At 33.2% G+C, this 22558-nt stretch carries 23 protein-coding genes; 4 read left to right on the top strand and 19 right to left on the bottom strand.

The window, feature by feature from the left end; all coding sequences use genetic code 11:
* The first annotated feature begins 81 nt into the window (after positions 1–81).
* From ACLHDE_RS14170 to ACLHDE_RS14155, 4 genes are all read left to right on the top strand, one after another.
* Entirely contained in the window at positions 82–1140 is a 1059-nt protein-coding gene (locus ACLHDE_RS14170; protein ID WP_415397049.1) for a DUF6781 family protein, read from the top strand.
* Positions 1141–1343: 203 nt separating this feature from the next.
* Positions 1344–2702: a TolC family protein gene (locus tag ACLHDE_RS14165; RefSeq protein ID WP_415397048.1), complete on the top strand. Its 1359-nt coding sequence runs from the start codon at positions 1344–1346 to the stop codon at positions 2700–2702.
* Positions 2699–3760: an efflux RND transporter periplasmic adaptor subunit gene (locus ACLHDE_RS14160; protein ID WP_415397047.1), complete on the top strand. Its 1062-nt coding sequence runs from the start codon at positions 2699–2701 to the stop codon at positions 3758–3760. Before ACLHDE_RS14165 ends, ACLHDE_RS14160 begins: the two co-directional genes overlap by 4 nt.
* A 1-nt stretch (position 3761) precedes the next feature.
* The gene (locus tag ACLHDE_RS14155) at positions 3762–6860 is read left to right on the top strand and encodes an efflux RND transporter permease subunit (protein WP_415397046.1); all 3099 of its coding nucleotides are present in this window, start codon (positions 3762–3764) and stop codon (positions 6858–6860) included.
* Positions 6861–6933: 73 nt separating this feature from the next.
* Here the strand turns inward: ACLHDE_RS14155 and ACLHDE_RS14150 are convergent, their stop codons facing one another.
* The 19 genes from ACLHDE_RS14150 to ACLHDE_RS14060 all read right to left on the bottom strand — a co-directional run bounded on the left by ACLHDE_RS14150 (position 6934) and on the right by ACLHDE_RS14060 (position 22521).
* Positions 6934–8277 carry an FAD-dependent oxidoreductase gene (locus ACLHDE_RS14150; RefSeq protein ID WP_415397045.1) on the bottom strand — a complete coding sequence of 448 codons (1344 nt, stop codon included), beginning with the start codon at positions 8275–8277 and terminating at the stop codon, positions 6934–6936.
* 26 nt (positions 8278–8303) lie between these two features.
* Complete coding sequence (locus tag ACLHDE_RS14145; protein WP_415397044.1) at positions 8304–9251, bottom strand: DUF302 domain-containing protein; 948 nt, start codon at positions 9249–9251, stop codon at positions 8304–8306.
* A gap of 38 nt (positions 9252–9289) precedes the next feature.
* Positions 9290–9727, bottom strand: a complete 438-nt coding sequence (locus ACLHDE_RS14140; protein WP_415397043.1) for an MOSC domain-containing protein — start codon at positions 9725–9727, stop codon at positions 9290–9292.
* A 248-nt stretch (positions 9728–9975) separates the two neighbouring features.
* Positions 9976–11055, bottom strand: a complete 1080-nt coding sequence (locus ACLHDE_RS14135) for an MBL fold metallo-hydrolase (protein ID WP_415397042.1) — start codon at positions 11053–11055, stop codon at positions 9976–9978.
* A 9-nt stretch (positions 11056–11064) separates the two neighbouring features.
* Positions 11065–11364, bottom strand: a complete 300-nt coding sequence (soxZ, locus tag ACLHDE_RS14130; protein WP_415397041.1) for a thiosulfate oxidation carrier complex protein SoxZ — start codon at positions 11362–11364, stop codon at positions 11065–11067.
* A gap of 61 nt (positions 11365–11425) precedes the next feature.
* A complete protein-coding gene (locus tag ACLHDE_RS14125) occupies positions 11426–11893 on the bottom strand; it encodes a thiosulfate oxidation carrier protein SoxY (RefSeq protein ID WP_415397040.1) in 468 nt (155 codons plus the stop codon).
* A 21-nt stretch (positions 11894–11914) separates the two neighbouring features.
* On the bottom strand, positions 11915–13138 hold the full coding sequence (locus ACLHDE_RS14120; protein ID WP_415397039.1) for a c-type cytochrome: 1224 nt from the start codon (positions 13136–13138) through the stop codon (positions 11915–11917).
* Positions 13119–14420 (bottom strand): sulfite dehydrogenase, encoded by a 1302-nt coding sequence (gene soxC / locus ACLHDE_RS14115; protein WP_415397038.1) that lies wholly within the window; start codon positions 14418–14420, stop codon positions 13119–13121. The genes ACLHDE_RS14120 and soxC overlap by 20 nt, the downstream gene beginning before the upstream one ends.
* Before the next feature lie 363 nt (positions 14421–14783).
* The gene (locus tag ACLHDE_RS14110; protein WP_415397037.1) at positions 14784–15233 is read right to left on the bottom strand and encodes a hypothetical protein; all 450 of its coding nucleotides are present in this window, start codon (positions 15231–15233) and stop codon (positions 14784–14786) included.
* A 129-nt stretch (positions 15234–15362) separates the two neighbouring features.
* Positions 15363–16853: an NAD(P)/FAD-dependent oxidoreductase gene (locus tag ACLHDE_RS14105; RefSeq protein WP_415397036.1), complete on the bottom strand. Its 1491-nt coding sequence runs from the start codon at positions 16851–16853 to the stop codon at positions 15363–15365.
* 149 nt (positions 16854–17002) lie between these two features.
* The gene (locus ACLHDE_RS14100) at positions 17003–17371 is read right to left on the bottom strand and encodes a hypothetical protein (RefSeq protein ID WP_415397035.1); all 369 of its coding nucleotides are present in this window, start codon (positions 17369–17371) and stop codon (positions 17003–17005) included.
* A 2-nt stretch (positions 17372–17373) separates the two neighbouring features.
* Positions 17374–17685 carry a tetratricopeptide repeat protein gene (locus ACLHDE_RS14095; RefSeq protein WP_415397034.1) on the bottom strand — a complete coding sequence of 104 codons (312 nt, stop codon included), beginning with the start codon at positions 17683–17685 and terminating at the stop codon, positions 17374–17376.
* 141 nt (positions 17686–17826) lie between these two features.
* A complete protein-coding gene (locus ACLHDE_RS14090; RefSeq protein ID WP_415397033.1) occupies positions 17827–18186 on the bottom strand; it encodes a c-type cytochrome in 360 nt (119 codons plus the stop codon).
* 117 nt (positions 18187–18303) lie between these two features.
* The gene (locus ACLHDE_RS14085) at positions 18304–18720 is read right to left on the bottom strand and encodes a PAS domain-containing protein (protein WP_415397032.1); all 417 of its coding nucleotides are present in this window, start codon (positions 18718–18720) and stop codon (positions 18304–18306) included.
* Between the two features lie 64 nt (positions 18721–18784).
* Entirely contained in the window at positions 18785–19861 is a 1077-nt protein-coding gene (gene aroC, locus ACLHDE_RS14080) for a chorismate synthase (RefSeq protein ID WP_415397031.1), read from the bottom strand.
* Positions 19862–20542 carry a ribonuclease III gene (rnc, locus tag ACLHDE_RS14075; RefSeq protein WP_415397030.1) on the bottom strand — a complete coding sequence of 227 codons (681 nt, stop codon included), beginning with the start codon at positions 20540–20542 and terminating at the stop codon, positions 19862–19864. It abuts the gene before it with no gap.
* A gap of 58 nt (positions 20543–20600) precedes the next feature.
* Positions 20601–21029, bottom strand: coding sequence for a ribonuclease HI (gene rnhA, locus ACLHDE_RS14070; protein ID WP_415397029.1), 429 nt, complete (start codon positions 21027–21029; stop codon positions 20601–20603).
* Entirely contained in the window at positions 21004–22050 is a 1047-nt protein-coding gene (locus ACLHDE_RS14065; protein ID WP_415397028.1) for a tetratricopeptide repeat protein, read from the bottom strand. Before ACLHDE_RS14065 ends, rnhA begins: the two co-directional genes overlap by 26 nt.
* A gap of 3 nt (positions 22051–22053) precedes the next feature.
* Positions 22054–22521 (bottom strand): hypothetical protein, encoded by a 468-nt coding sequence (locus ACLHDE_RS14060; RefSeq protein WP_415397027.1) that lies wholly within the window; start codon positions 22519–22521, stop codon positions 22054–22056.
* Between the last annotated feature and the right edge of the window lie 37 nt (positions 22522–22558).

Raw genomic sequence — 22558 nt, 5'->3', positions numbered from 1 at the left:
AAAGGAGTTTTATTCCTTTATCTGACTAACTAAATGGAGGTTCTCTTCATTTTATGAAATAAAATTCAAGGAATAGCAATAATGGATTTAGATAAATTAACAGGCGATTTAAATGACTCTTACAATCATAGATTTAAAAGTGTCGATAAGAGAGTAGCTCACGCAATGAATCATATTAGTGATGAATTAAATGTAAAAGTAAATGAGTTAAATTTGCATGAGCTTAAAAGCATTGCTACAACTATTTTAGATATTGAGACTAAAACTCTAAAGAGTGATGTTGAATCTCTTTTAGCACAAAAAGAGATGATTGAGAGAAGTTTAGAGAAAAAATCCGAAGAACTTCAAGAATCTAAATATAATGTTTTTAATGCTATAGAAGTTCAATTAAAAGATCAGCAAAGTGCACTATCTAAACTTCATCAGGTTAAATTAGAGTCTATTGACTTGTATGATTTTTTAAGCGAGATGGTTGAGTCAGCGATTATTACTGCTCTTGAAAAAGATAAAGATGGTGATATAAGAGAGAGCACTGAAGAGGTTATTAAAGATATAACTTTTGAAGCTATTAAAGAGGGTTCACTAAATACCATTAGAATCAGAAAGATACTCTCTACAATTTTATATTCAGCGGTAGATATTGCAGAAGCTACTCCGACAAAAGCTGATGATATATTAAATGCTACTCTTCGCGGAATGAGAAGCGGTCTTGTTCGCTCTATTGACAGATTTAAAAAACGTTTATCTCATATGCCCGTTGAAGCAAAACATATTTTAATAGAAGATTATGACACTATAATGGAAGATTTAAATCAGACTGATACTCTCTTCTCTCAAGTTGTTCAGACTCAAGCAAGTGAAAATACTCAAGAAATAAGAAAACTACTCCTAGATATAAATAAAGATATGCACTACGATTTAGAAGAGTTAGTTCATATTTCTAAAGAGACTGCAGATATTATGAGAGATAGGTTCTCTTCGTTTGCAAAAGAAGCTGTTAGGAAAGCTGATACGGCTCTTAAATCTGAAGCGGCACAAGAAGCTAAGAGAATGGGTAAGCAAGCTTGGGGAGTGGCTAAAACAGCTCTAGGCAGTGCAATTAAAACTGCTAAAGATGCAATAGAGAATAAAGAAAAGTAAAAATTCTTTATTCTATCTCTTCACAAGGCTTTGAAAAAGCTAAGCTTGTGAAAACTTACTACTAGTTAAACTAGTGCATTATAGGCACTTTGTTCTTCTTTTTTTATAAAAAAAAGCCTCATTTATCACTCTCTTAATAAAGACCTAACACATAAAATATATAATTCGTATAATTTATTATTTTATGATGGAAAAGGAGATACATGAAACGTTTATTATTACTTTACTTTACTTTTTTTACGTACCTTGAGGCAATGAGTCTTGATGATACTATTTTATATGCATTAGAACATAATAATATTATTAAACAAGCAAATATCTCAACAAAACGCTCTAAAAGTATGAGCGAAGCTACGCAAGCACAAAAGTTTGGAAAAATTGATGCTTTAGCATCTTATGATTACTATAGCAATGCAAGAACTTTAACGTCACTAACCCCTATGTCCATATCTAGCTCGCCTGATGGTTCTTATAAGATTCCTACTACACAAAATATGTTTAGTGTAGGCATAGCTTATAATGTAATGCTATTTGATGGATTTATGCAACAAAATACTTATAAAATATCTGATTTGCAATACAGAGTTACTGCTATAGAAGGTCTTCTTGAAAGAGAAGAACTTATATATAATGTAAAAAATATTTATCTTTCTTTGCTCGCATCTCAGGAGCGATTAGATGCACAGCAACTTTATACTAAGTCACAAAATAGACTATTAGACAAAATCTCACAAGAGTTTAAACTTGGAAGTAAATCAAGAATTGACTATCTTAAAGCAAAAAACTCTCTAACAGAAAGTGAATTACAAGAGGTTACTCTTGAAACGAATATAGATATATTAAAAGCGACTCTTAGCTCTTTGATGGGTGGTAAAACTTTTGATGAAACTGAGGATGTAGAGATAAGTATAGATGAAAAACCATCATTTAAAGAAAAAACTCAAAAGCTTAATTCTCTTAAACGCTACAAAGCATCTGAGTTAGATGTTCAAGCAAATGAAAGAAAAATAGATCAGGCAAAAGCTGCATACTATCCTAAAATAGATTTTAGTGCATCTTATGCTCAAATCTTTGGTCCAAATGATACTACAAACACAGTACCCGTGACAAGCACAGCGCCAACTGCTGGAGAAACACTTATAGAAGAAGGTGAGTATAACAGTGAAGAGGATTATCAAATTGGCCTACACTTGAGGTGGAATATCTTTGATTTTGGAGAAACTTCAGCCCTTACTGAAGAAGCAAGACTATCTTATATGCAATCAAAACTAAAGAGTAACAATGTTGAGGTAGAGTTACGAAAAGAGATTATAACTGCTCAAAACAAGATAAAACTAGCTGCAGAAGAGCATAAATATTCACGTATTCAGTATGAGTTACTTAGTGAAACTTATAAAATGGAGCTAGTTAGTTATGAAAATGACGCGCTATCACTTACTGATTTACTTGATACAAGTGCTAAAAAAGAACTTTCTAATGCACAATTAATAGATGCTAAATATAGTTATCAAATAGCAAACTACTACTTAGACTACCTACTAGAAAAAGGAGATGTAAAATGAAAAAAATTATATTAGGTATAATTGTAATCGTTATGATTTTTGTGGCTGCAAAGTTTTTGTTAGCAAAACAAAAAGAGGTTTTAGAGCTACCTACTCCTAAAACATATATATATAGCACGAAAAGCGTAGTGGCAAAGACAAAAACTTTGCGTCAAACAAGACATTTTTTAGCACAGTTATTAGCAGACAAAAGTGCTCTTATCTCCTCAAAGTTTTCAGCGGAGATAAAAAATATATATGTGAAAGAAAATTCTATTGTCGAAAAAGGGGACTTGCTTATAGCCCTTGATGATAGAGAAACTCGTGCAAATCTTGCCACTTTAATAAAACAAAAAGAGACATTAGACATAGATGTAGCAAATGCTAAACGCTCACTTCAAAGAAATAAAAAACTCTTAGATATAAAGGCTATATCTCAAGAAAAATATGATGATGCAAATGTTGATTACCAAAACAGAGTAACAAACTTCTATGCAACAGTTGAAAAAATCAAACAATCCCAAGCACAACTTAGCTATCTGCATATAAAAGCTCCTTTTAGTGGCAGTGTAGGAACTATCTTTTTAGACGCTGGAAATTTAGCATCTCCTTCCAAGCCTATCATATCTTTAAATTCAAATGATCAAAAACTTATTTTTTCTTATGCAGCTACTTCCCAACCCATAATCAAAGGACAAAAAGTCTTAGTTGATAACAAAGAAGTTGGGGAAATAATGAAAACTTATGATGATGCAAAAAATGCTCTACTTGTAGCCGAAATAAAACTCTCAACACCTCTTGCTTTTGCAAACAAATCATTTATAAACATAGATGTAGTTACGGCTGAACAAAACGGTTGTACAATTCCACTAAATGCTATACTTAACAAAAAAGATGAGAGATTGATTATGCTTTATAAAGATAATAAATTTCAAGCACAAAAGATAAATGTTTTACTTGAAAATACTCAAGAAGCCATCTTGGAGAGTTGTCCAAAAGAGCCAATGGCAGTAGCTTCAGAAGCAAAACTATCAATACTTCCAACATTAGGATTAGTAAATATAAGTAAGGAGAATTAAGATGAGAGAATCATCTTCATGGATTGAGAGACTGCTCCGACGACCTTATTTTATATACTCTTTTTTAGTTCTTTTTATTGTTTTAGGAATAATAGGATATCAAAAACTTGACCGTAAGCTTTTTCCTGATTCAAACTATCCAACCATTGCCGTTGTCATAGTCAATCCTGGGGCATCAGCAAAATCTATTGCTTCTAATGTAAGTGTACCCATAGAAGAAGAACTATACACGTTAAATAAGATTCGTCGTGTTTACTCGACCACTATTGATGAAGTAAGTGTTATAAATGCTGAGTTTGAATACACAAAGAGTATAGATGCAGCTTCAAGTGATGTAGGTAATTCACTCGATAAGATAAAAGGTGAATTACCTAGTTCCATACTACCTCCAAAAATAATACAAATCACATCTGCTACAGCTCCAATTATAACAATAGCTATTAGTTCAAAAGATAAAAGTGTTGCACTTGAAGACATTAGACAACTTGCGCAAACAGAGATAAAACATAAGCTTATTCAAATTAAAGGTATTGCAAATATAGATGTTTTTGGTGGTTATGATAAAGAGCTTCAGATTATCATAGATAAAGAAAAACTTGATCAATATGGACTTGATTTATCTCAGGTAATGGCGACAATAGAGAGCAACAACAACGACTATGCTATAGGATTCATAACAAGTAAAAAAGATAGATATTTATTAGCATCTAATGCAAAAAGAAGTAGTATAGCTGCATTAAAAGCTATGTATATTACTCAAGATATTACGCTTGGGGATGTATCAAAAATTTATTTTGGACATTATGAAAACAGTGCTCTTTACTTTGGAAATCAAAAAGAAGCCATAGCCATAGCCGTTCAGCGTGATTTAAACGCTGATGTTTTAAGGAGTATAAATCTTGTTGAAAAAGAGATAGAAGAACTAAAAAAGCACTATCCAGAGCTTAGCTTTGAAGTAACAGATACACAAAAAGACACCATTGTTCAAAGTGAAATAAATATGTTTGAAGGACTACGAGATGCTGTTATTATGACAACGCTCGTTGTGTTCTTTTTTCTTGCCTCTTTTAGACAAGTGCTTGTTGTTTTAGTAACTATTCCATTAGTTTATGCAACTACTATAGCACTTATGTGGATAGTTGGTATAGAGTTTAGTGTTGTAACACTTACCGCTATTATTTTAGCTCTTGGACTTTTACTCGATGATGCTGTTGTAGTTATGGAAAACATAGAGAGACACTACAAAGAAAAGAATGATAATATACAAAAAGCTGTCTTTGAAGGAACGAAAGAGATAATGTTTGCGGACTTATCTGGTACTATTACTACCATGATAGCTCTTGCCCCTATGCTCTTTGTGGGAGGTTATCCACAAACGATTTTTCAACCGCTTGTTGGAACTCTTTTGCTTGCACTGGGCGCTTCATACATTATCTCTATCACAGCAGTACCATTGCTTTCACTCATAATACTTACTATTAAACACCCCTGGGTACTAAATTCTGAAGCTTTGTTTGAAAAAACGGTAAATCGTATAAATAGCGCTATCATAAACTTTTTTTCTTTAGTAGTAAAAGCAGCTCTAAGAAGTAAAGTTGTAGCTTTTAGCTACTTTATCTTACTGATATTTCTTTTTATTATAAGCATAAGAGAAGTTATGCCTACAGTTGGTCAAGAACTTATGCCTCCTATGGATACGGGAGGAGTTATGATTTCTATAACAGTAGATGCAAATCTACCTCTTCAAGCAAGTGAGAAAATAGTAAAAGAAGCAGATGCTATTATATCTAAGCATGGAGAACTTTTATATCTATCTAGTGCTATTGGTTCAGAAGCTGGTGTTATGAGTATAGGAAGTGAAAGTGGTATTGACCAGATATCTATTACCGCTACTTACGTTGATAGATACCATCGTAAAGATAGTATCTGGGAAATAGAGCGTAAGTTAAGAAAAGAATTCGCATCTATTGAAAATATTAAGAGTGTTGAAGTTGTTGATTATGGAGCCACAGCTCTTGCTAGTATTAGAGCAAATATAGATGTAAAATTATCTGGAAATAACTTTGTTGATTTAAATAAAGCTGGTTTTATGATAGAAAAGGCCATGAATAAAACACAGGGATTAGTCTCTGTTTCTAAAACTTGGCATAACAATAAACGTGTTTATGAGCTTATAATTGATGAGCAAAAAGCAACACTTTACGGGCTTTCTAATGCAGAAATTATTAGACAAATGCAAATTTATATTCAGGGAGAAACAGTAGCATCTTTTAAATTGCAAAATGCTAAAGATTTTGGCGTGAGAGTTTGGATAGATGAAGCAAAACGTAATAGTATTAAAAACCTCTTTAGTGTACTTCTAACTACGGATAAGGGGAAAGTACCTCTTTCGGCAGTAGCAAGTGTAAAAACTATTACAGAGCCGTCAATTATAACAAGAGAAGGGCTTAAATACACACTAAATGTTTATGCTTTTAGAGAAAAAGCTGCTATTTCACATATTATGAGTAGTTTTGAAGAACAAGTCAAAGATGTAGTGCTACCAGAAGGTATTACAATGGAACAAGTTGGAGATATACAGCAGTTTGAAGAATCAGCACAAAGAATGACTGGAGCGATTATATTTGCTTTATTATTAATTTTCTTCACTCTTATCACACTCTTTAACTCTATTAAAATTTCTTTGATGATTCTTGTCTCTATTCCATTAACCATCATAGGAGCATCATGGATGATACTAATAATGAACTATCATGTTTCTATGCCAGCAATGATGGGCTTTATATTGTTATCTGGTATTATTGTAAACAATGCTATATTACTTATTCACTTTGCTATGGAGAAGATGCAAGCGGGCATGCATAAAAAAGAAGCGATGTTTGAGTCTATTCGTATTAGAACTCGACCTGTTCTTATGACTGCTTTTGCAGTATCAGCAGGAATGTTACCAATCGCTCTAGGTTCAGCTATTGGTTTAGAGCGTTTAGCTCCTCTTGGGGCAGTAGCTATTGGTGGACTTATTGTTGGAACATTCTTAACTCTTGTTTTCATTCCTCTCGTATTTATATGGATAACAAAAGAGGGTGAAAAGCTTGATTAGGATTTATCTTTAGATATTGGTGCAAAAGTCTCCTAGAGTACCAATATCCATTCTATATTTACTTTAATTAATACTACTTATCAAACATATCTGCATATAGAGCAGTTGCCCAATCATGAATAGAATTTGCATTAACAGCCCCATCTTTAAGCCAATTTTCACTGCTAGTTGTTGATGTAAAATTAAATGTTAAATCTGTTTTATTGTAAGCATATTGAGTATAGATATATATGGCTCTCTCAGGTGCAATAGAAACGGCAGAAAAGCAAGCAGTAGTTGGTGATTCCCATTTTATTTTTTTTGTTTTATTTATCTTTGTAGCTATTAATTTAGCTACATGATGTCCTTCTGAATTGGAAGTATTTCCTGATTTAGAAAAGCCCATCGGTCTAGAATCACCTGTAATAAAGATATCTTTTTCACCATTAACTTCATATGTAAGAGTGTTAATATCACCTTCTAGCATATTTTTTGCATCTTTTGCAATACCAACTCTTTCTAAAATCTTAGCCCCTCTAACGTGTGGGTAGAAAGCAGCTTCTTCAAAACTGATTTCATCAAATTCTGTCTCTACAGTTTTATTATCTAAGTCAATATTTTTAATAACTGTGTTAGGCATATATTCAATATAATCACTATAAAGTTCATTAAAAGCAGATTGAAAACCTTCTTTTTTAATAGTTATAGCATTATTTTCATCCAGTAGTATAACCTTAGCTTTTAATTTTTTTTGTTTGAAGTAATCTGCAATTACACAAGCTCTTTCATAAGGAGCAGGAAGACATCTATAATTTCCGCTTGGAACTGTTAAAATAAAGTTTCCACCTTTAAAGTTAAGAACTTTGTTTCGTAGAGTAATGTGTTCAGATCCAGGTATAAAACCAGCTGGATACTCTTGTCTAAGTCTAGTCTCAAATGCTATATCCTTTGTCCATCTAGAATAATCATAATCAATACCTGGTGCAAAAACTAAATAATCAAAAGCAATATCACCATCACTAGTTTCTAAAATACGATTTTCTCTATCAAGACCGATTGCAGTTGCATGGAAATATGTATAGTCATTTTCTCTTGCAGCTTGAAGATAATCATGAGTTAAAAACTCTAACTCTATTTTATCTACTAACCATAAGTTGCTAAGAGGGCATGATACAAACTCATGTCTCTGCTCAACCAGTACTACATCTGCATTTGGAGCAAAAATCTTTGTATATTTTGCGATGGAGAGCCCAGACCAGCCACCACCAACTACAACTACTCTAGGACCTTTTGCTTTGGCAATAGGTGCTTTAAAAGTAGTTTCAGGTTTAAGTGTTTGCTCTGGTTTTAGATTTTTGGATTTACTACATCCACTTATCGCAGCTGTAGCTGCAACAACGCCTGAAAACTGTAAAGCTTTTCTTCTTGATATAGCCATTTGATTATCCTTTTTTAAACTATTTATTACTCTGTAACTTCGTTAACAACTTTTATCATAAGTCTTTGAGCATCTTCTAGTGCTTTTGTAGATGGTTCATCTGTAATATCTAAAGAGCTTAACCAGTTATATACCGATGGGTATGCCATTTGAATTTGTTGAGAACCTTTTTCTTTATACATATAAAATGTACAAGGAGCAAATGCACCAGCTTCTGGGTGAGTTTTTGCTACTGGAAAAATAACTGGTAGTTTACAAATAGAATATGCATCAAAAAAGTCATATTTTTTATAGCCAGCTTCCTTAAACTCATCCCCTAGTTTATTGAAACCTGCAATTACAAATCCAACCGTTTCAAGTGAACTCTCTAGCTCCTCTTGAATACCTTCTAACTCTTCATCAATTGCGTCAATATCATCGCCTTGAGTTTCCATTTCGTAAACAAATCTAGTAATCAATTCACCCTTAGGCTTTAATACTTTATATGAAGTTTTTTCAAAATGACCATTTGGAAGAGCTTTTGCAAGAGTAGCGCGAACTAACTTAGAGTACTCAACCATATGTTTATTAGATGCAGGGATACCAGTAACTTTAGCCATACCGTCTATTGCTAGAGATGAAATAGAGATGTCATTAGAACCATTGTTCATATATATTGACATACTAAGAGGTGCAAATAGTGCAGCATCCGGAGTAATTTTAACTAACTCTAAAACTAAATCTTTCTTATAAAGAGTAAAAAGACGATACATTTTATGGTTAGTTTTTTGAAACTTTCCTTTAAATGCTATATTCATATCATTGTGTCCAGAGATTACAAACCCTGCATCCACAAAAGCTTTCTCTATAGAAGCTCCTGTGATTTGACCTTTTGAATTATCAGCCGTGTATATCTGAATATCTTGTGCAGCATTTGCTACAACTCCAGTTACTATCATCATTGTGAGAACTAAACTTTTAATCATTGATTTCATTTTTTTCCTTTGTGTTAGTGTTGTGAAATCTTTACTATCTATTTTAGAAGATAAATATTATCGCCCTTACGAATAGTTCCGCCATTAATAACTTTTGCAAATACACCTCTATCATCTTTAAGTAATTTTGGTAATTTTGCATCCACTTTTGCTAAACTTTTACAAAGTGTACAATTTTGACTAATCTCTAACTCAAGATCACCTATTGTAAGTCTCGTTCCTGGTTTTAAGTGGTAAGGGTTATAATCTATGAGAATATTCTCCCCTAAGGCACTATATGGAGCATCTATGCCATGACTGGCTGCAAGTTTGTAACTCTCAACTGAAGTTATTAAAACTGATCTTTGTATATCTTTGTTATAATACTTATCTTCTATAACACCCTTGTCATCAAGAGCCAACTCAGTTGTATTTATTCTACCATTATTTGTAGAATAAAATAGTTCTAAAATCTTTCCGGCTTGTACTAATGACATATAGTAACGCTCTCTTATATTTAAAATCTATGTTAACAAAAACAAAGTTTTTTGGATTTTTTATAATGCAGTGTGAATTTAATCATTATTTAACAACATTTACAACTAAGTATATACAAAAGAAAGAACACAAGCTGTGTTCTTTCTTCGTATCACCTAAAATTGTATATATTATTAAAAATTATCAGCACTACAAATGCTTAGAATAGAGACAAATAGAAAAAGAATAATAGTCTTATTATAGACTATTATTCGTCATCACCTTCATACATTTCTAGTTCTTCATAAGATCTAAAAACATTATCTGGACTTAGAAGGTAATATAACTCTTTATTTCTAAACTCTTCAAGAGTTACATGCTTAGTAATAAAACTCGGATGTATCTCTTCGTCAATACCCTCAAGAACTCTATCTTTTAAAAGTGTAAAGTATTGAACAGCTTCATCAGCAGCTGTCTTATCAGTTATAAAACCATGTCCTGGGACTAAGTGATTCCAATCTCTAGCTTTGATAGCTTTAAGTGCATTTAACTGACCAACAACTATACCATCACGATTTGAAGTTACCCTACCATTCATTACAACATCTGCAACAAGCACAACTTTATCTTCTGGAAGATATAAAAACCAATCTTCTTCAGAGTGTGCATAACCAACTTTTACATATTCCATTTTAACACCATGAAGTGTAAGTTTAGTTGTTTCATCAAAAGATTTATCAACTGCGGCTAGTTTTGTGCCTCTGATTGCATTTTGGTAAAGAGCCCTAATCATTCTAGTTTGAGGTGGAACATCTCTAGTGTTTTCATTTGGCTTTCCAGTATGCTCATCATAACCAAGATAATTTACATTAACAGACTTTGGACCATAAACAACAGCACCTTGAGTCTCTTTATAGTAATTATTACCTAACCAATGGTCATCATGTTCATGACTTACTATAACTGACTTAACAGGTAAATCAGCAATCTTTTTCATAGCTGCATGAGCTTGCTTTGCAAATATATAAGATGGACCACTATCCCATGCTATCCAGCTATCCTTACCTTTGATGTAACAACTGTTAGACATATCACCTGCATTCTCTTTAGTTGGCATTTCCATAGCACCGAAGAAACACCATACTCTGTCACTAACTTGTACTGGTTTTAAGTTATAATCCCACTCTTTGTTAGTGCCTGTGCGTGGTTCAACCCACTCATATAGAATAAAGTTATCATCTGCGTCAAGCTCGCTTGGATTGGTAATTGTAACGCTTTTATTAAAGATAAACGGCATAGAAACAACAAATGCAACTATCGCTAATAAAATAATAATTTTTATTTTCATAAGGTATCCCTATTTGATTTTTTTAGTGCCTGATTCCGTTTTATTCTCGTTATCTGTTGTAGTAAAAGTGACTTTATCACCTTTTTTACCTTTGAACTTAAACTTAACAAGTGGATTTTCAGACATGAAACCACTCATAGTTACTTCATATACTACAACATCGTTAACTTTAGCAACGACGTATCTGATGTATGAAGGACTGATTCCTTTTTTAATTGCTTCTTCTTTGTCAGCCATTAAACTTGTAAACATTGCTTTTACTTTAACAATACCTTTTTTTTCTTTTGCTTTAATTTTCATCTTTGCCATTTTAATTACCTTTTTATTTTTTTATTTTTTATTTATATTTCGTTGTCGAAGGGGAGGTATATCAACCTCCACAACCACCAATAGATACATCTATCTCTTTAGAAGCAGTATACAGAGCACCTGTACCTCTTTCTTTACCAACAATTGTTACAACAGCAGTTTGTCTCATTTTGATTCTGAAATCATAATCAATGATTGCACCTGCAGGTACTGAGAATACACAAGATAAACATCTTGGGTTAGCATCTTGGAAAAGTGCTATTGATTCTAGGTCTAGTGATGATTTAACCGTAATTGGAATTGAACCACCATTTTCAGCTAGTTTTGGAGCTTTAAATTCTAATTGCTTACCTGTAGCTTTTTTTAGCCCTGCATTACCATAAAGTGCTTTGATACCATCAACTGTTTTCTCTACTTCCCATGCTTTTGGCTTAGTAGTTCTGAAATCTATTGCTCTTAAATCTGTTCCTGGCACAACGATTGCAGCAAAAGCTGCAAGACCTACGCCTAAAAATTTTCTTCTATCCATTTTGTTTTCCTTTTATTTAGTTTAATGTTTTTCTGTACTTGAATCGATCATAAAATCAACTATTTCTTTAACTTCCGATGGTATTAAATCTTCATTACCACCTTTTGGAGGCATTCCACCCATACCATTGATAGAGTTATAAACGACTTTATCAATACCTTTTTCTGTAACTGCACGCCATGCAGCTACGTCTCCAAGAGCTGGAGCTCCCATTTTGTCAGTTCCGTGACAAAGCTTACAAGACTCATTGTACATCTTTTCAGCTTTAGAAATAGTTACATCTTCTACTTCTGGCGGTAAATCTCTAGCAGATGCGTAAGGTGGTACTACATTTGTCATCTCATATTTGATTTTCACAACAGCAGCCTCAGTTTTACCATCTTTACCACCTGGATCTTTACAGTCTGTCATACATCTTGTACCCGAACCAATATTCTTAGCACGATCAGCAAAGAATGCTTTTACATCAGCTGGACCTGTTGGACCATCAATATTAGGGTAGAAACCGTTTCTATTTGGAAGAACTACTTTTGCAAGTTTTTCTGCATTTAGAACATACTCATCATCCATTTCTTCGCCATCAATTTTTATACCATTTTGTGCTAATATATAAGCTGTAATAGCATATGTTTCATTACTGTTTAAACTTTTAGGAGTTGCATATGGCATAGCATCTCTAATATATGTAAAAAGTGTAGTAGCTACTGGCCAATAAGTACCAACAGTTCTTTTTGGTGCGTCTGTTTTTCCATATTCTCTTTGATTTTTAAGAGTAATAACAACACCGTTTTCATCTTTAGATTGATTACCACCAGTTAGTTGAGGGTACCCTCTACCACCGGCTCCAAAGTCACCATGACAAGATGCACATTGTGCTTCATAAAGAGCATCGCCTTCTTCAACAGAACCCTCACCTTCAGGTAAACCTGAACCATCTGGTAGTGCATCTAGATTCCATGCTTTAATTTCATTGGCAGTAGCAGGTCTACCAAAGCTAACACCTTTAGTGCTTTGCTCATTGTAACGATATGCAGTTTCAATTCCATTTGCTCTATGGTAAGTAACACCACCATCAATAGCAGTCTTATTCTTAATAGCATATACTCCAACAGCACTCGGAGCTTTTCCTTGAACTTCTGAAGTTTTTTCATTAGAGAATGAAGGCAAACATCCTGTAAGAAGAAGAGCTGTACTAGTTAGTGCAGATACACCAATTAAAATAGATTTATGATCTAACTTGAACATTTGTAACCCCTCCTTTAGCATCTACAGCCCATGTACAGATAGCATTTCTATGATAAACACCTTCAACACCAACTACTTTCTTTTCTTGATTAACAGTAGGTTGAACATTATCAGAGTCATCATAAGAACGACTTTGAAGTAATAATGGTTTACCTTCATATTTATACATATAAGAGAATCTTGTCCAAGCTTTTGGAAGGACTAAACCTTTAAGAGAAGCCTCTACCCAATTTTTACCACCGTCAAAACTTATATCTACACCTCTGATGGTACCATGACCACTCCATGCTAAACCTTCAATCTCAACTAAGTCACCTTTTTTAAGATTAGTCCAAGGAACCTCTGGACATGGAGAAGTAATGATTGAGTTTGTCTCTAGAGCATAAAAATGTTGAATAGCTCTACCACTTGCAGTAAGTGCAGTATATTTAGAAGTTTCTTCTTTTGCATACCAAGGCTTATCACCAAATTCAAGTCTTTTTAGCCATTTAACACATAAGTTAGCTTCCCAACCCGGAGCGATTAAACGAACTGGATAACCCTGCTCATCACGTAATGCTTCACCATTTTGTGCATAAGCAATCATAACATCATCAAGAACTTTTTCAATAGGCAAAGTTCTACCCATTTCTGAACCGTCACTACCTTCTGCTAACATCCATTTAGCTTCAGGCTTAAGACCAAGGTCTTCTAGAATTACACTTAAACGAACACCTGTCCATTCAGAACAACTCATCATTCCTTTTACAAACTGTAAAGAACCAAATTGCGGACCTTTCCACTCTGCAGCACCATTTGATGGACACTCCAAAAATAGAATTTTACTTTCACTTGGGTATCTTTTTAGTTGATCTAAAGTAAGCACTATCGGCTTCTCTACAAGACCGTGTATCATAAGTCTAAACTTATTTGGATCAACGTGTGCTACACCGTTGTGAGTACGAGTAAAATGTAAACCATTTGGTACTATTATTCCGTTAAGCTCATGTAATGGTGTCATTGATATAGCAGCATGCATATCACCTGCTGATGACATAAGAGCTGATGTTCTTCTAACTACGTTATGCTCATACTTTGATGGCACTCCATAAGGATTAGAGTTACATTCATCACCTAAAGAAGTTCCCCACTTAGTGTGATGCATAATATTTGGATCGTCAGCAAGTAATGCACCCGGTGCTAAAATACTTGCAGCAGCAACTGCACTTACAGACGCTGTTCTTTTAAAGAAATCTCTTCTGCTAACAGATGTTGATTCTTTTGAATTAAATGTTTTATCCACATCTTCCCCTTGTATAATTTTACTTATTTTATTTTTAATAAATTAATCTGTTTACCTTGTGTATCTTTTATCACAAAGTTGGCACAAAACTGATTATACATCTTTACAGGAGTTAAATGCCATTATTGAAATCAAGAATCAAGGATATGAAGATATTCGCATACATTCTGTTACAAATAGGAACACGATTTTTAAAACTAAAAATAGATATATACTATTTTTTAATAAGGCAGATTATAGGTACTTATAATATTACAATAGAGAGAAAAATTTTTTTCTTTGTAATTTACAAATCTAGTGAGTTTTTTTCTAGAATATTAGGAATGCTTTTACAGGGTGTTAAACTTAAAAGGCATAAAATTTTTATGCAGATACTTCATCTTCAACAACATCGTCTTTTAGCTCGATTATGAACTCTTGTCGTTTAACTTTTAGGTGTTGTAAAATTTCTTCTCCAACTTCTTCTCTGTCTTGCCAGTCCAATTCATGGTGAACATTGAAAAGTTTTTTGAAATAATCGTAATGAGTGTCAGCGCTTGTGACTTTAAAGAAGTAATATCTTCTAAAACTTAGATCATTTATATCACAAATTGCTATTTTCTTACCTATCTCATCTGGATACACTTCTTCTTTTATCCAGTTTAGAAAAAATTCGGATTCTTTAAACCAATTATAAAGATGTAAATCTGTATCTTTTAATAGAGTATAAGTCTGTGCTTGCTCATCATCCAACTCAAAAGAATAGACTTTTTCATCTAAATCAAATTTATCTAAAGTCTCATCATAGATAGCGAACTCAAATTTTACTTGCATATAAAAATCCTGAATATAAAAAATATTTGTTTAAATTTTCTAAAGAAACATTTTTGTTAAAACAAAAAGTGATTCTCTTGTTTTTTGAAAGAAGGGATTAAAGAGGAAAATATTTTCCTCTTTAATAGATTATGCTTTACCAGAAAGCATTCCATACATTGTCATTGGTTTTAGAGCATAGACTTTCATTAACCAAAATATCCATCTCTCAACTAGCGGATCTAGTGGGAATGATGGTGTAGGTTTAACTGTCCAATCAAACTCAGCTAACATTACTGTACCAATATCAGTAATTAGTGGACAAACTGTATAACCAGCATATTTTGAAGGTAGTTTTTTACCCTCCATTTGAGCTATTATATTGTCTACAACAACTTTATACTGCTTTCTTACAGATCCACCAGTTTTACCCATTGGAACTTGTGCGATATCACCAAGTGCAAATACATTTTTAAATTTAATGTGCTGAAGAGTTTCTTTGTTTACAGGAACCCAGCCTTTAGCTGAACCAATATCAGATTCTGCCACTTCTCTTGGAGCTACAGCATCTGGAGTAATATGTAAAAAATCATAAGGAACTCTTATTTTTTCATGCTTAGAAATAACTTCAAAATCTTTCATAATAGGATCATAAGGTCCTTTTTCTTGCCATTTAGAGTCAAAGATAGCTATTTTGTTCTCTTTTTCAACACCTATAAGGTTAGTTCTATAGTGCCACTTAAAACCTTCTCTTTTGAACTGCTCATGGATAGCATCGTGGTATTCAGGTACACCAAACATAGCTCCACCATTTGGATAGAAAGTAAGTTCTGCATTTTCTCTAGCACCAGCTTCTTTAAGTCTTGCATTTGTAAGGTACATAATTTTCTTTGGAGCACCACCACATTTAATAGGTGTACTTGGATGAGTGAAAAGGAATTGTACTTTTTTACCATCTTTAGCATTCTTAGCTTTTTCAATGTACTTTTGCATCTGCTCCCAAGTTTTAGTAGCACCTTCAGCTGTATAAATTGAACAAAGACCACTGTCATCACCTAAAGCCTTATGAAGTCTTGAGTTGTCTCCAGATGAGTAAGCACGACCAGCATGCTCTAGCCCTTCAAGTCTTTCAAAATCAAGCTGCAGTCCAGTAGCTACGATTAGATAATCATAATCAACAACTTGACCTTTAGCAGTAGTCACTTGATTGTTTATTGGATCAAAGTCAATAACTTTATCTTCGATTATCTTTGTACCTTCTGGTACAAAATCATCTCTATTATATTTAATATCATCAATATCCCAAATACCAGCAGCAACTAGTGTTTGACCAGGTTGATAAGATACTGATAACTTATTAGGCTCAATAACAGTGATATCTGGGTTTTTAAGATTAAGAGTTAGTCTTGCAGCCGTACTCATACCTGCTAGTCCACCACCAACGATTACAATCTTAGCATCAGCTCCAGATTTTTCCATTGGTTTTTGATCTTTTTCCATTGCTTCAAGATTGGTGCCCCCCATCATGAAACTTGCACCTGAGATACCAGCTAATTTCATAGCATCTCTTCTTGTCATCCCCTTTGAGGATAAATCTTTGTCCATCTCCGATAACATATTATTAATATACTTATAATCCATACTTATCCTTTTATACTTTTAACTTATAATTAACTGTACATTATCGTAAAACATTTAAATTACAGATTTAAATAAAACTATTTTAAAAAAATAAACTAAATTGTGATAACTTTGTTACATTTATTCACTACACTGTATGCTAAACCTATTTAAGATACTGCTTTAACTTTTAATATACCTAATAGAATATACCTATTATTTTTTTCATCAATGTAAAAAGTTATTGTACAGCCTTGGTTTTCTATATTTTTTATATTTTCATCATGAAAATAAATAGATTTTTTATACTTTTTAACCTTCGTATGCATGTTGACTATAATAGTATCAAGATACATCTTAAAACTACTTATATCAGTTTCGCTTTGATTCTTTAGTAATTCTAAGATATCTTTTAATTGTTTTTTATAAAGTTCTGATGAGAGAATATTCATACCTGGATAGTATGGAGTAAATTCTCCCGTATCTTTTAAATATTTATCTAGTTCATTTTGAAGCTGTTGTGTCAATTCATTTTGCATTATCAATATCCTTTATCTTTCAACTTACGGTATTGAATACAGGAGCGTTCACTTCCTATATTACAAGCTCTACCAAATGCTAACATTGCTTTTCTATTGCTTTTTTCAATGCCTTCACCCCCGCGTAAAAAAATATAGCCAAGATAATAACAACCTCTTGCCACTCTATTCTTGCATGCTTTTTTAAATAATTTTTGAGATTTCTTTATATCTTTGGTTATTTTTTCTCCGGTGTGATATAGAATACCTAATTCTATACAAGATTGCATTTGTCCACTGTCACAATTTTCTTTTAACTTTTGATCAGCTGACAAAGTTACACTTAAGATTATTGCTATTGTTATAATAATTTTAATAATTTTATTTCCTTGTATTTTATGTTTTGAAGAAGTTTAAAAAAAAGTGTTTTTCATGTAGGTATAAAAATATATGCTGAAAGCTCAGCATATAGTTAGTTATTTTATATTAGTGCTAATATACTCAGCAAGAGCATCTATCTCTTCGTAAGAAAGATCAATTAGTGTGCTTTTCATCAATTGACCATACCCATATTTGTTAACACTTCCATATCTGTAGTCTTTTAACTCTTTTGCTAATTTAGCAGCATCTAATCCATTAATTGGAGCATACTTAATTCTAGAAGAACCAGTATATGAAGTTTGTTTCCCATTTGCAGCATGACATTGGATGCACTCTTTTTTATAAATTGCCTCTCCATTTGCTGGTAATAACATACCTGATTTATACACTGCAGCGCTATCAGCAGCTATTAAAGTAGCGCTTGCCACTAATGCACTAAGAATGATTTTTTTCATATTTATCCCTTAAATTGTAAGATTTTTGTGATAATAATAACACATAAATCTTAAATTAGCAAAAAAGTATCTTTCTCTCTAAGCATTTTGATATATAATGTTACTTTATAGCTAGCTCTATTGCTCGCTTGACTTTAACTCTGCATACAAAGGTATGCAAGTTTCTATCTCTCTTTTGCTTGGAACTCTTCTAACTGATAGATATGTAACTTGGCCATCATTGTGAATTTTTCTAAGAGCAGTTGCATGTACCCAATAGTATCCACCATCTTTTCTAAGATTTTTTACAATCCCGGTCCAAAATCCTTTTGATTTTATATCATCCCAGAGACTTTTAAAGGCAATGCGGGGCATGTCTGGGTGTCTTACTATATTATGTGGTTGACCAATCAACTCCTCTATCTTATAAGCTGCCATCTCACAAAAAAGATCATTAGCATACACAATAAGACCTTTGTCATCAGTTTCGCTCAGTATATATTGATCAGACGAAAAAAACCACTCATCCGAACTTTCACTCTTGGTTACACTCATGATTTGTCCTTTTGTTATATAAATCTATACAGTTTGATGCTTCACCTTTGGTGAGAAAGAGTTGTTAACTCTTATAATATTTGCTAACTCCACTCATAGTTGAACCCATATTTAAAAGTAGCATATCTGCAATTACCAATGCGGCCATTGATTCACAAACTACAGTTCCTCTTATAGCAACACATGGGTCATGTCTACCTTTAAGAGAAAAGTCTACTTCTTCATTTGTAGTTGTAATAGTATGTTGTTCTTTAAAGATAGATGGAGTTGGTTTAAAGTATACATTCATAACAATATCTTCACCATTAGAGATGCCACCAAGTATTCCACCTGAGTGATTTGATTCAAAACCATTCGCTCTGATTTCATCATTATTTTGTGAACCCAGTGTTGCAGCACTAAGAACACCATCTCCAATCTCAACTGCTTTTACAGCATTTAGTCCCATCATAGCATCTGCGAGCACACCATCAAGTTTATAATAAAGTGGCTGACCTAAGCCTATTGGGGCACCTTTGATTACAACTCTTGATACGCCACCAACAGAATCATGGTCATTTTTAGCTTTTAGTATGGCCTCTTTTTGCTCTTGCTCTTTATCTGAGTCCAGAGCATATATGATACTGTTTTTGGCTTTGGCATAATCAAAAGTTTCAGCTTTAATACCTGCTACTTCACTAATTCCACTTAAAATTTCAATATCCAACTCTTTAAGCATTAATTTTGCAACTGCACCTGCGGCAACTCTAGCTGCTGTCTCTCTTGCAGAAGATCTTCCGCCACCGCGGTAATCTCTAATGCCGTACTTGTGAAAATATGTAAAATCAGCATGACCAGGACGAAAAACATCTTTGATATTTGTGTAATCTTTTGACTTCTGGTTTGTATTGTAAATAATCATAGCGATTGGTGTCCCAGTGCTTTTACCTTCAAATACTCCACTAAGTATCTCTACTGCATCTGCTTCTTTTCTTGCTGTCTCAAACTCACTCTTTCCAGGTTTTCTACGATCAAGTTCACTCTGAATATATTCTTCATCAATATCTAAACCCGCAGGAACCCCATCAAGCAAACAACCGATTGCTTTTCCGTGTGATTCACCAAAAGTGCTATAACGTAATTTCATACCAAAACTATTCAATTATACTTCCTTTTTCAGCATCTCAACTGCTTCTTTAGCAGACTCTTGTTGAGCTATTTTCTTACTTTTTCCAGATGCTCTTGCATACTCTTTATCTTCAATCAAAACAGCCACCTCAAACTCTTTTTTATGATCTGGTCCGCGACTAGCTACAACTTTATACTCTGGAGTTATCCCAAATCTAGCTTGTGTTAGCTCTTGTAGAGTTGTCTTATAGTCACGAAATAGAGAATCTAATGATATCTCCTCATGATTTTTTTCTATTAAATTTATAGCAATATTTTTTGCTTTTGAAAGACCAGCTTCAAGATAGATTGCCCCGATAACAGCTTCAAAAGCATTTGATAAAAGAGATGATTTTTCTCTTCCTCCGTTGTTTTGTTCTGCATTAGATAAAAAGATATAATCGCCTAGATTTAAAGATCTTGCCAACTTGTCAAATCCTGTTTCATTAACTAATGAGGCTCTAATTTTAGAGAGTTTTCCTTCATCAGATTTTTTAAACTTGTTATATAGATATTCCCCTACTATTAAATCTAAAACAGCATCACCTAAAAACTCTAATCGCTCATTATCGTAGGGCTGTTTATAACTTTTATGCGTCAGCGCTTCGATAATGAGCTGTTTATTTTTGAACTTATACCCTAAAGTTTCCTCTAAAGGCTCAATAGTCGTACTCATTTCCTCTCCTTTTATTAAATCTCTCAGCATCTAAACACGTCCAGATACTGCTTGGTCACTAAAGTGAAGCTTTTACTTTCTCTGCTTCATCACGTGCTAGCTTGTCACATCTCTCATTTTCCTCATGACCATCATGACCTCTGACCCAGATAGCATTTATTTTATGTCCTTGTGAGACTTCAATATACTCTCTCCAAAGATCAGGGTTTTTAACCTTTTTAAAATCTCTTTTAATCCAGTTGACTAACCACTCATTAATCCCTTTTACAACATATGAAGAGTCTGAGATAACATCTATCTCACATTTCTCACTCAGTGCACGAAGGCCTTCTATTACGCCTAAAAGTTCCATCCTATTGTTTGTTGTATGAATCTCAGAGCCTACTATCTCTTTCTCTTTATCAGCATATCTAAGAATAACTCCATAACCACCTGGTCCAGGGTTTCCTAAAGCACTTCCATCACTGAAAAGAGTTATTTTCTTCATTAAAATCCCTATGGTAATCTTTACTTAGACTCATCTCTATACGAGATGTGTCTATTGCGTGGCAACTGCTACATCTATTAAATGCAAATGGATATACCACCTTACAATTGTCACAAATATATTCAAAACTAAGTGTTGCACTTACTTTTTTATTTAAATTTATTAAAACATCAAACTCAAAAATGGAGCTACTTTGTGCCATGTCAATATCACCGCGAGCAGTGTATAGTTCCCTTAAATAGCCATTCTGCGTAATTATATCTAAATTCAAATCTTTTTTATCCACCTGCCAGAGGATATCTGTGAGAAGTTCACTTTTAGAGCTGTCATAATTTTCCCATGCCAAAGCAGGGTTTGCACGGAAGAGATACTCAAAAACCATATAGGTAAGTTTATGCTCTTTTTTATAACTCTCTATAAGTTTCTCAACTTTCTCATTAGTTGTTATTTTGGGGTTATTTAAAAGAGCCTGTATCTTTAGGTAAGCGCTATCACTTTGTATGTCTTTTTGTAATTCAGACAGAGGTTCTAAAACATCTAAAGCCAACCCATACTCTCTCATATGCTCATAAACTAAAAGCAGATAGTGCAGAGCCTGAGGCGTTCTTGGATTATTTTGTAGAATCTTTAAAAATATCTCTTTTGCACGCTCTAAAAATCCGGCTTTAAAGTAAGTACGACCAAGTAGAAAAAGAGTATCTCTATAGTTATCTTTGTTTCCAACTTTTAAAAGTTCATTATATATCTCTATACTCTTTTCATAATCACCATTTTTAAAGTATGAGTGGGCAAGCAGAAGCCAAGACTTTTCAGATAGCTCACCTTTTGTAATAAGAATTTTCAGTTCATTTTTTGATGGTAGAGAACGAAACTGCCTAAGAAATTTATCTAGGTGTCGATGATCCTCTTTTGTTTTAAACCTTGCCAGCCAATAAGATAGAAATGCGATTATGAAAATCAATACAAAGAATATTATTACTCCAAAAAGAGGGTCCCTGAATTCTATAAAAAAAGTACTCATTAACTACTCGTAAACCACGATACCATAGTCATTTTTTAGATTGTAAAATGTTGAATTTGCACTAAACTCTAGATCTTTTATCTTACCTAGCTGTATAAGAGAATTTTTATTTACTTTGATTCCAAACTCTGTAAAGAATTTTTTGATATTTACAAATTTCACATCTTCTACAAACTTATACTCAAACTCTTTGTATAGTTTCATCCTCTCATATGAAAAGATATGTTCATTCACATGAAGTCTGTCAGATGCGTATTTTATTGGCAGGTGTCCAGAGAGATCAGTTAGTATATTTTCTACATACTCATGCTTAGAGGGGAGGGTGTTTTTTTGTATAAAAATATACTTATTATTTAGTTTGATATTTGGTGTATGTTTCCAATACTTGTAGGCTGGATTTGATACACCTAGTTTTGAAGATATTTCTCTCCAGAGCCAAAAAGAGTTAAGAGTATTTGGTAAATGAGACATCTTATGGACTCCTAATATGAGGATTTTACATATTATA

Source organism: Sulfurimonas iocasae (assembly GCF_047716755.1).
In the GTDB taxonomy this organism is placed as follows: domain Bacteria; phylum Campylobacterota; class Campylobacteria; order Campylobacterales; family Sulfurimonadaceae; genus Sulfurimonas.
The sequence above is the reverse complement of the archived record's forward strand: the minus strand, read 5'-3'. Positions and strand labels throughout refer to the sequence as shown.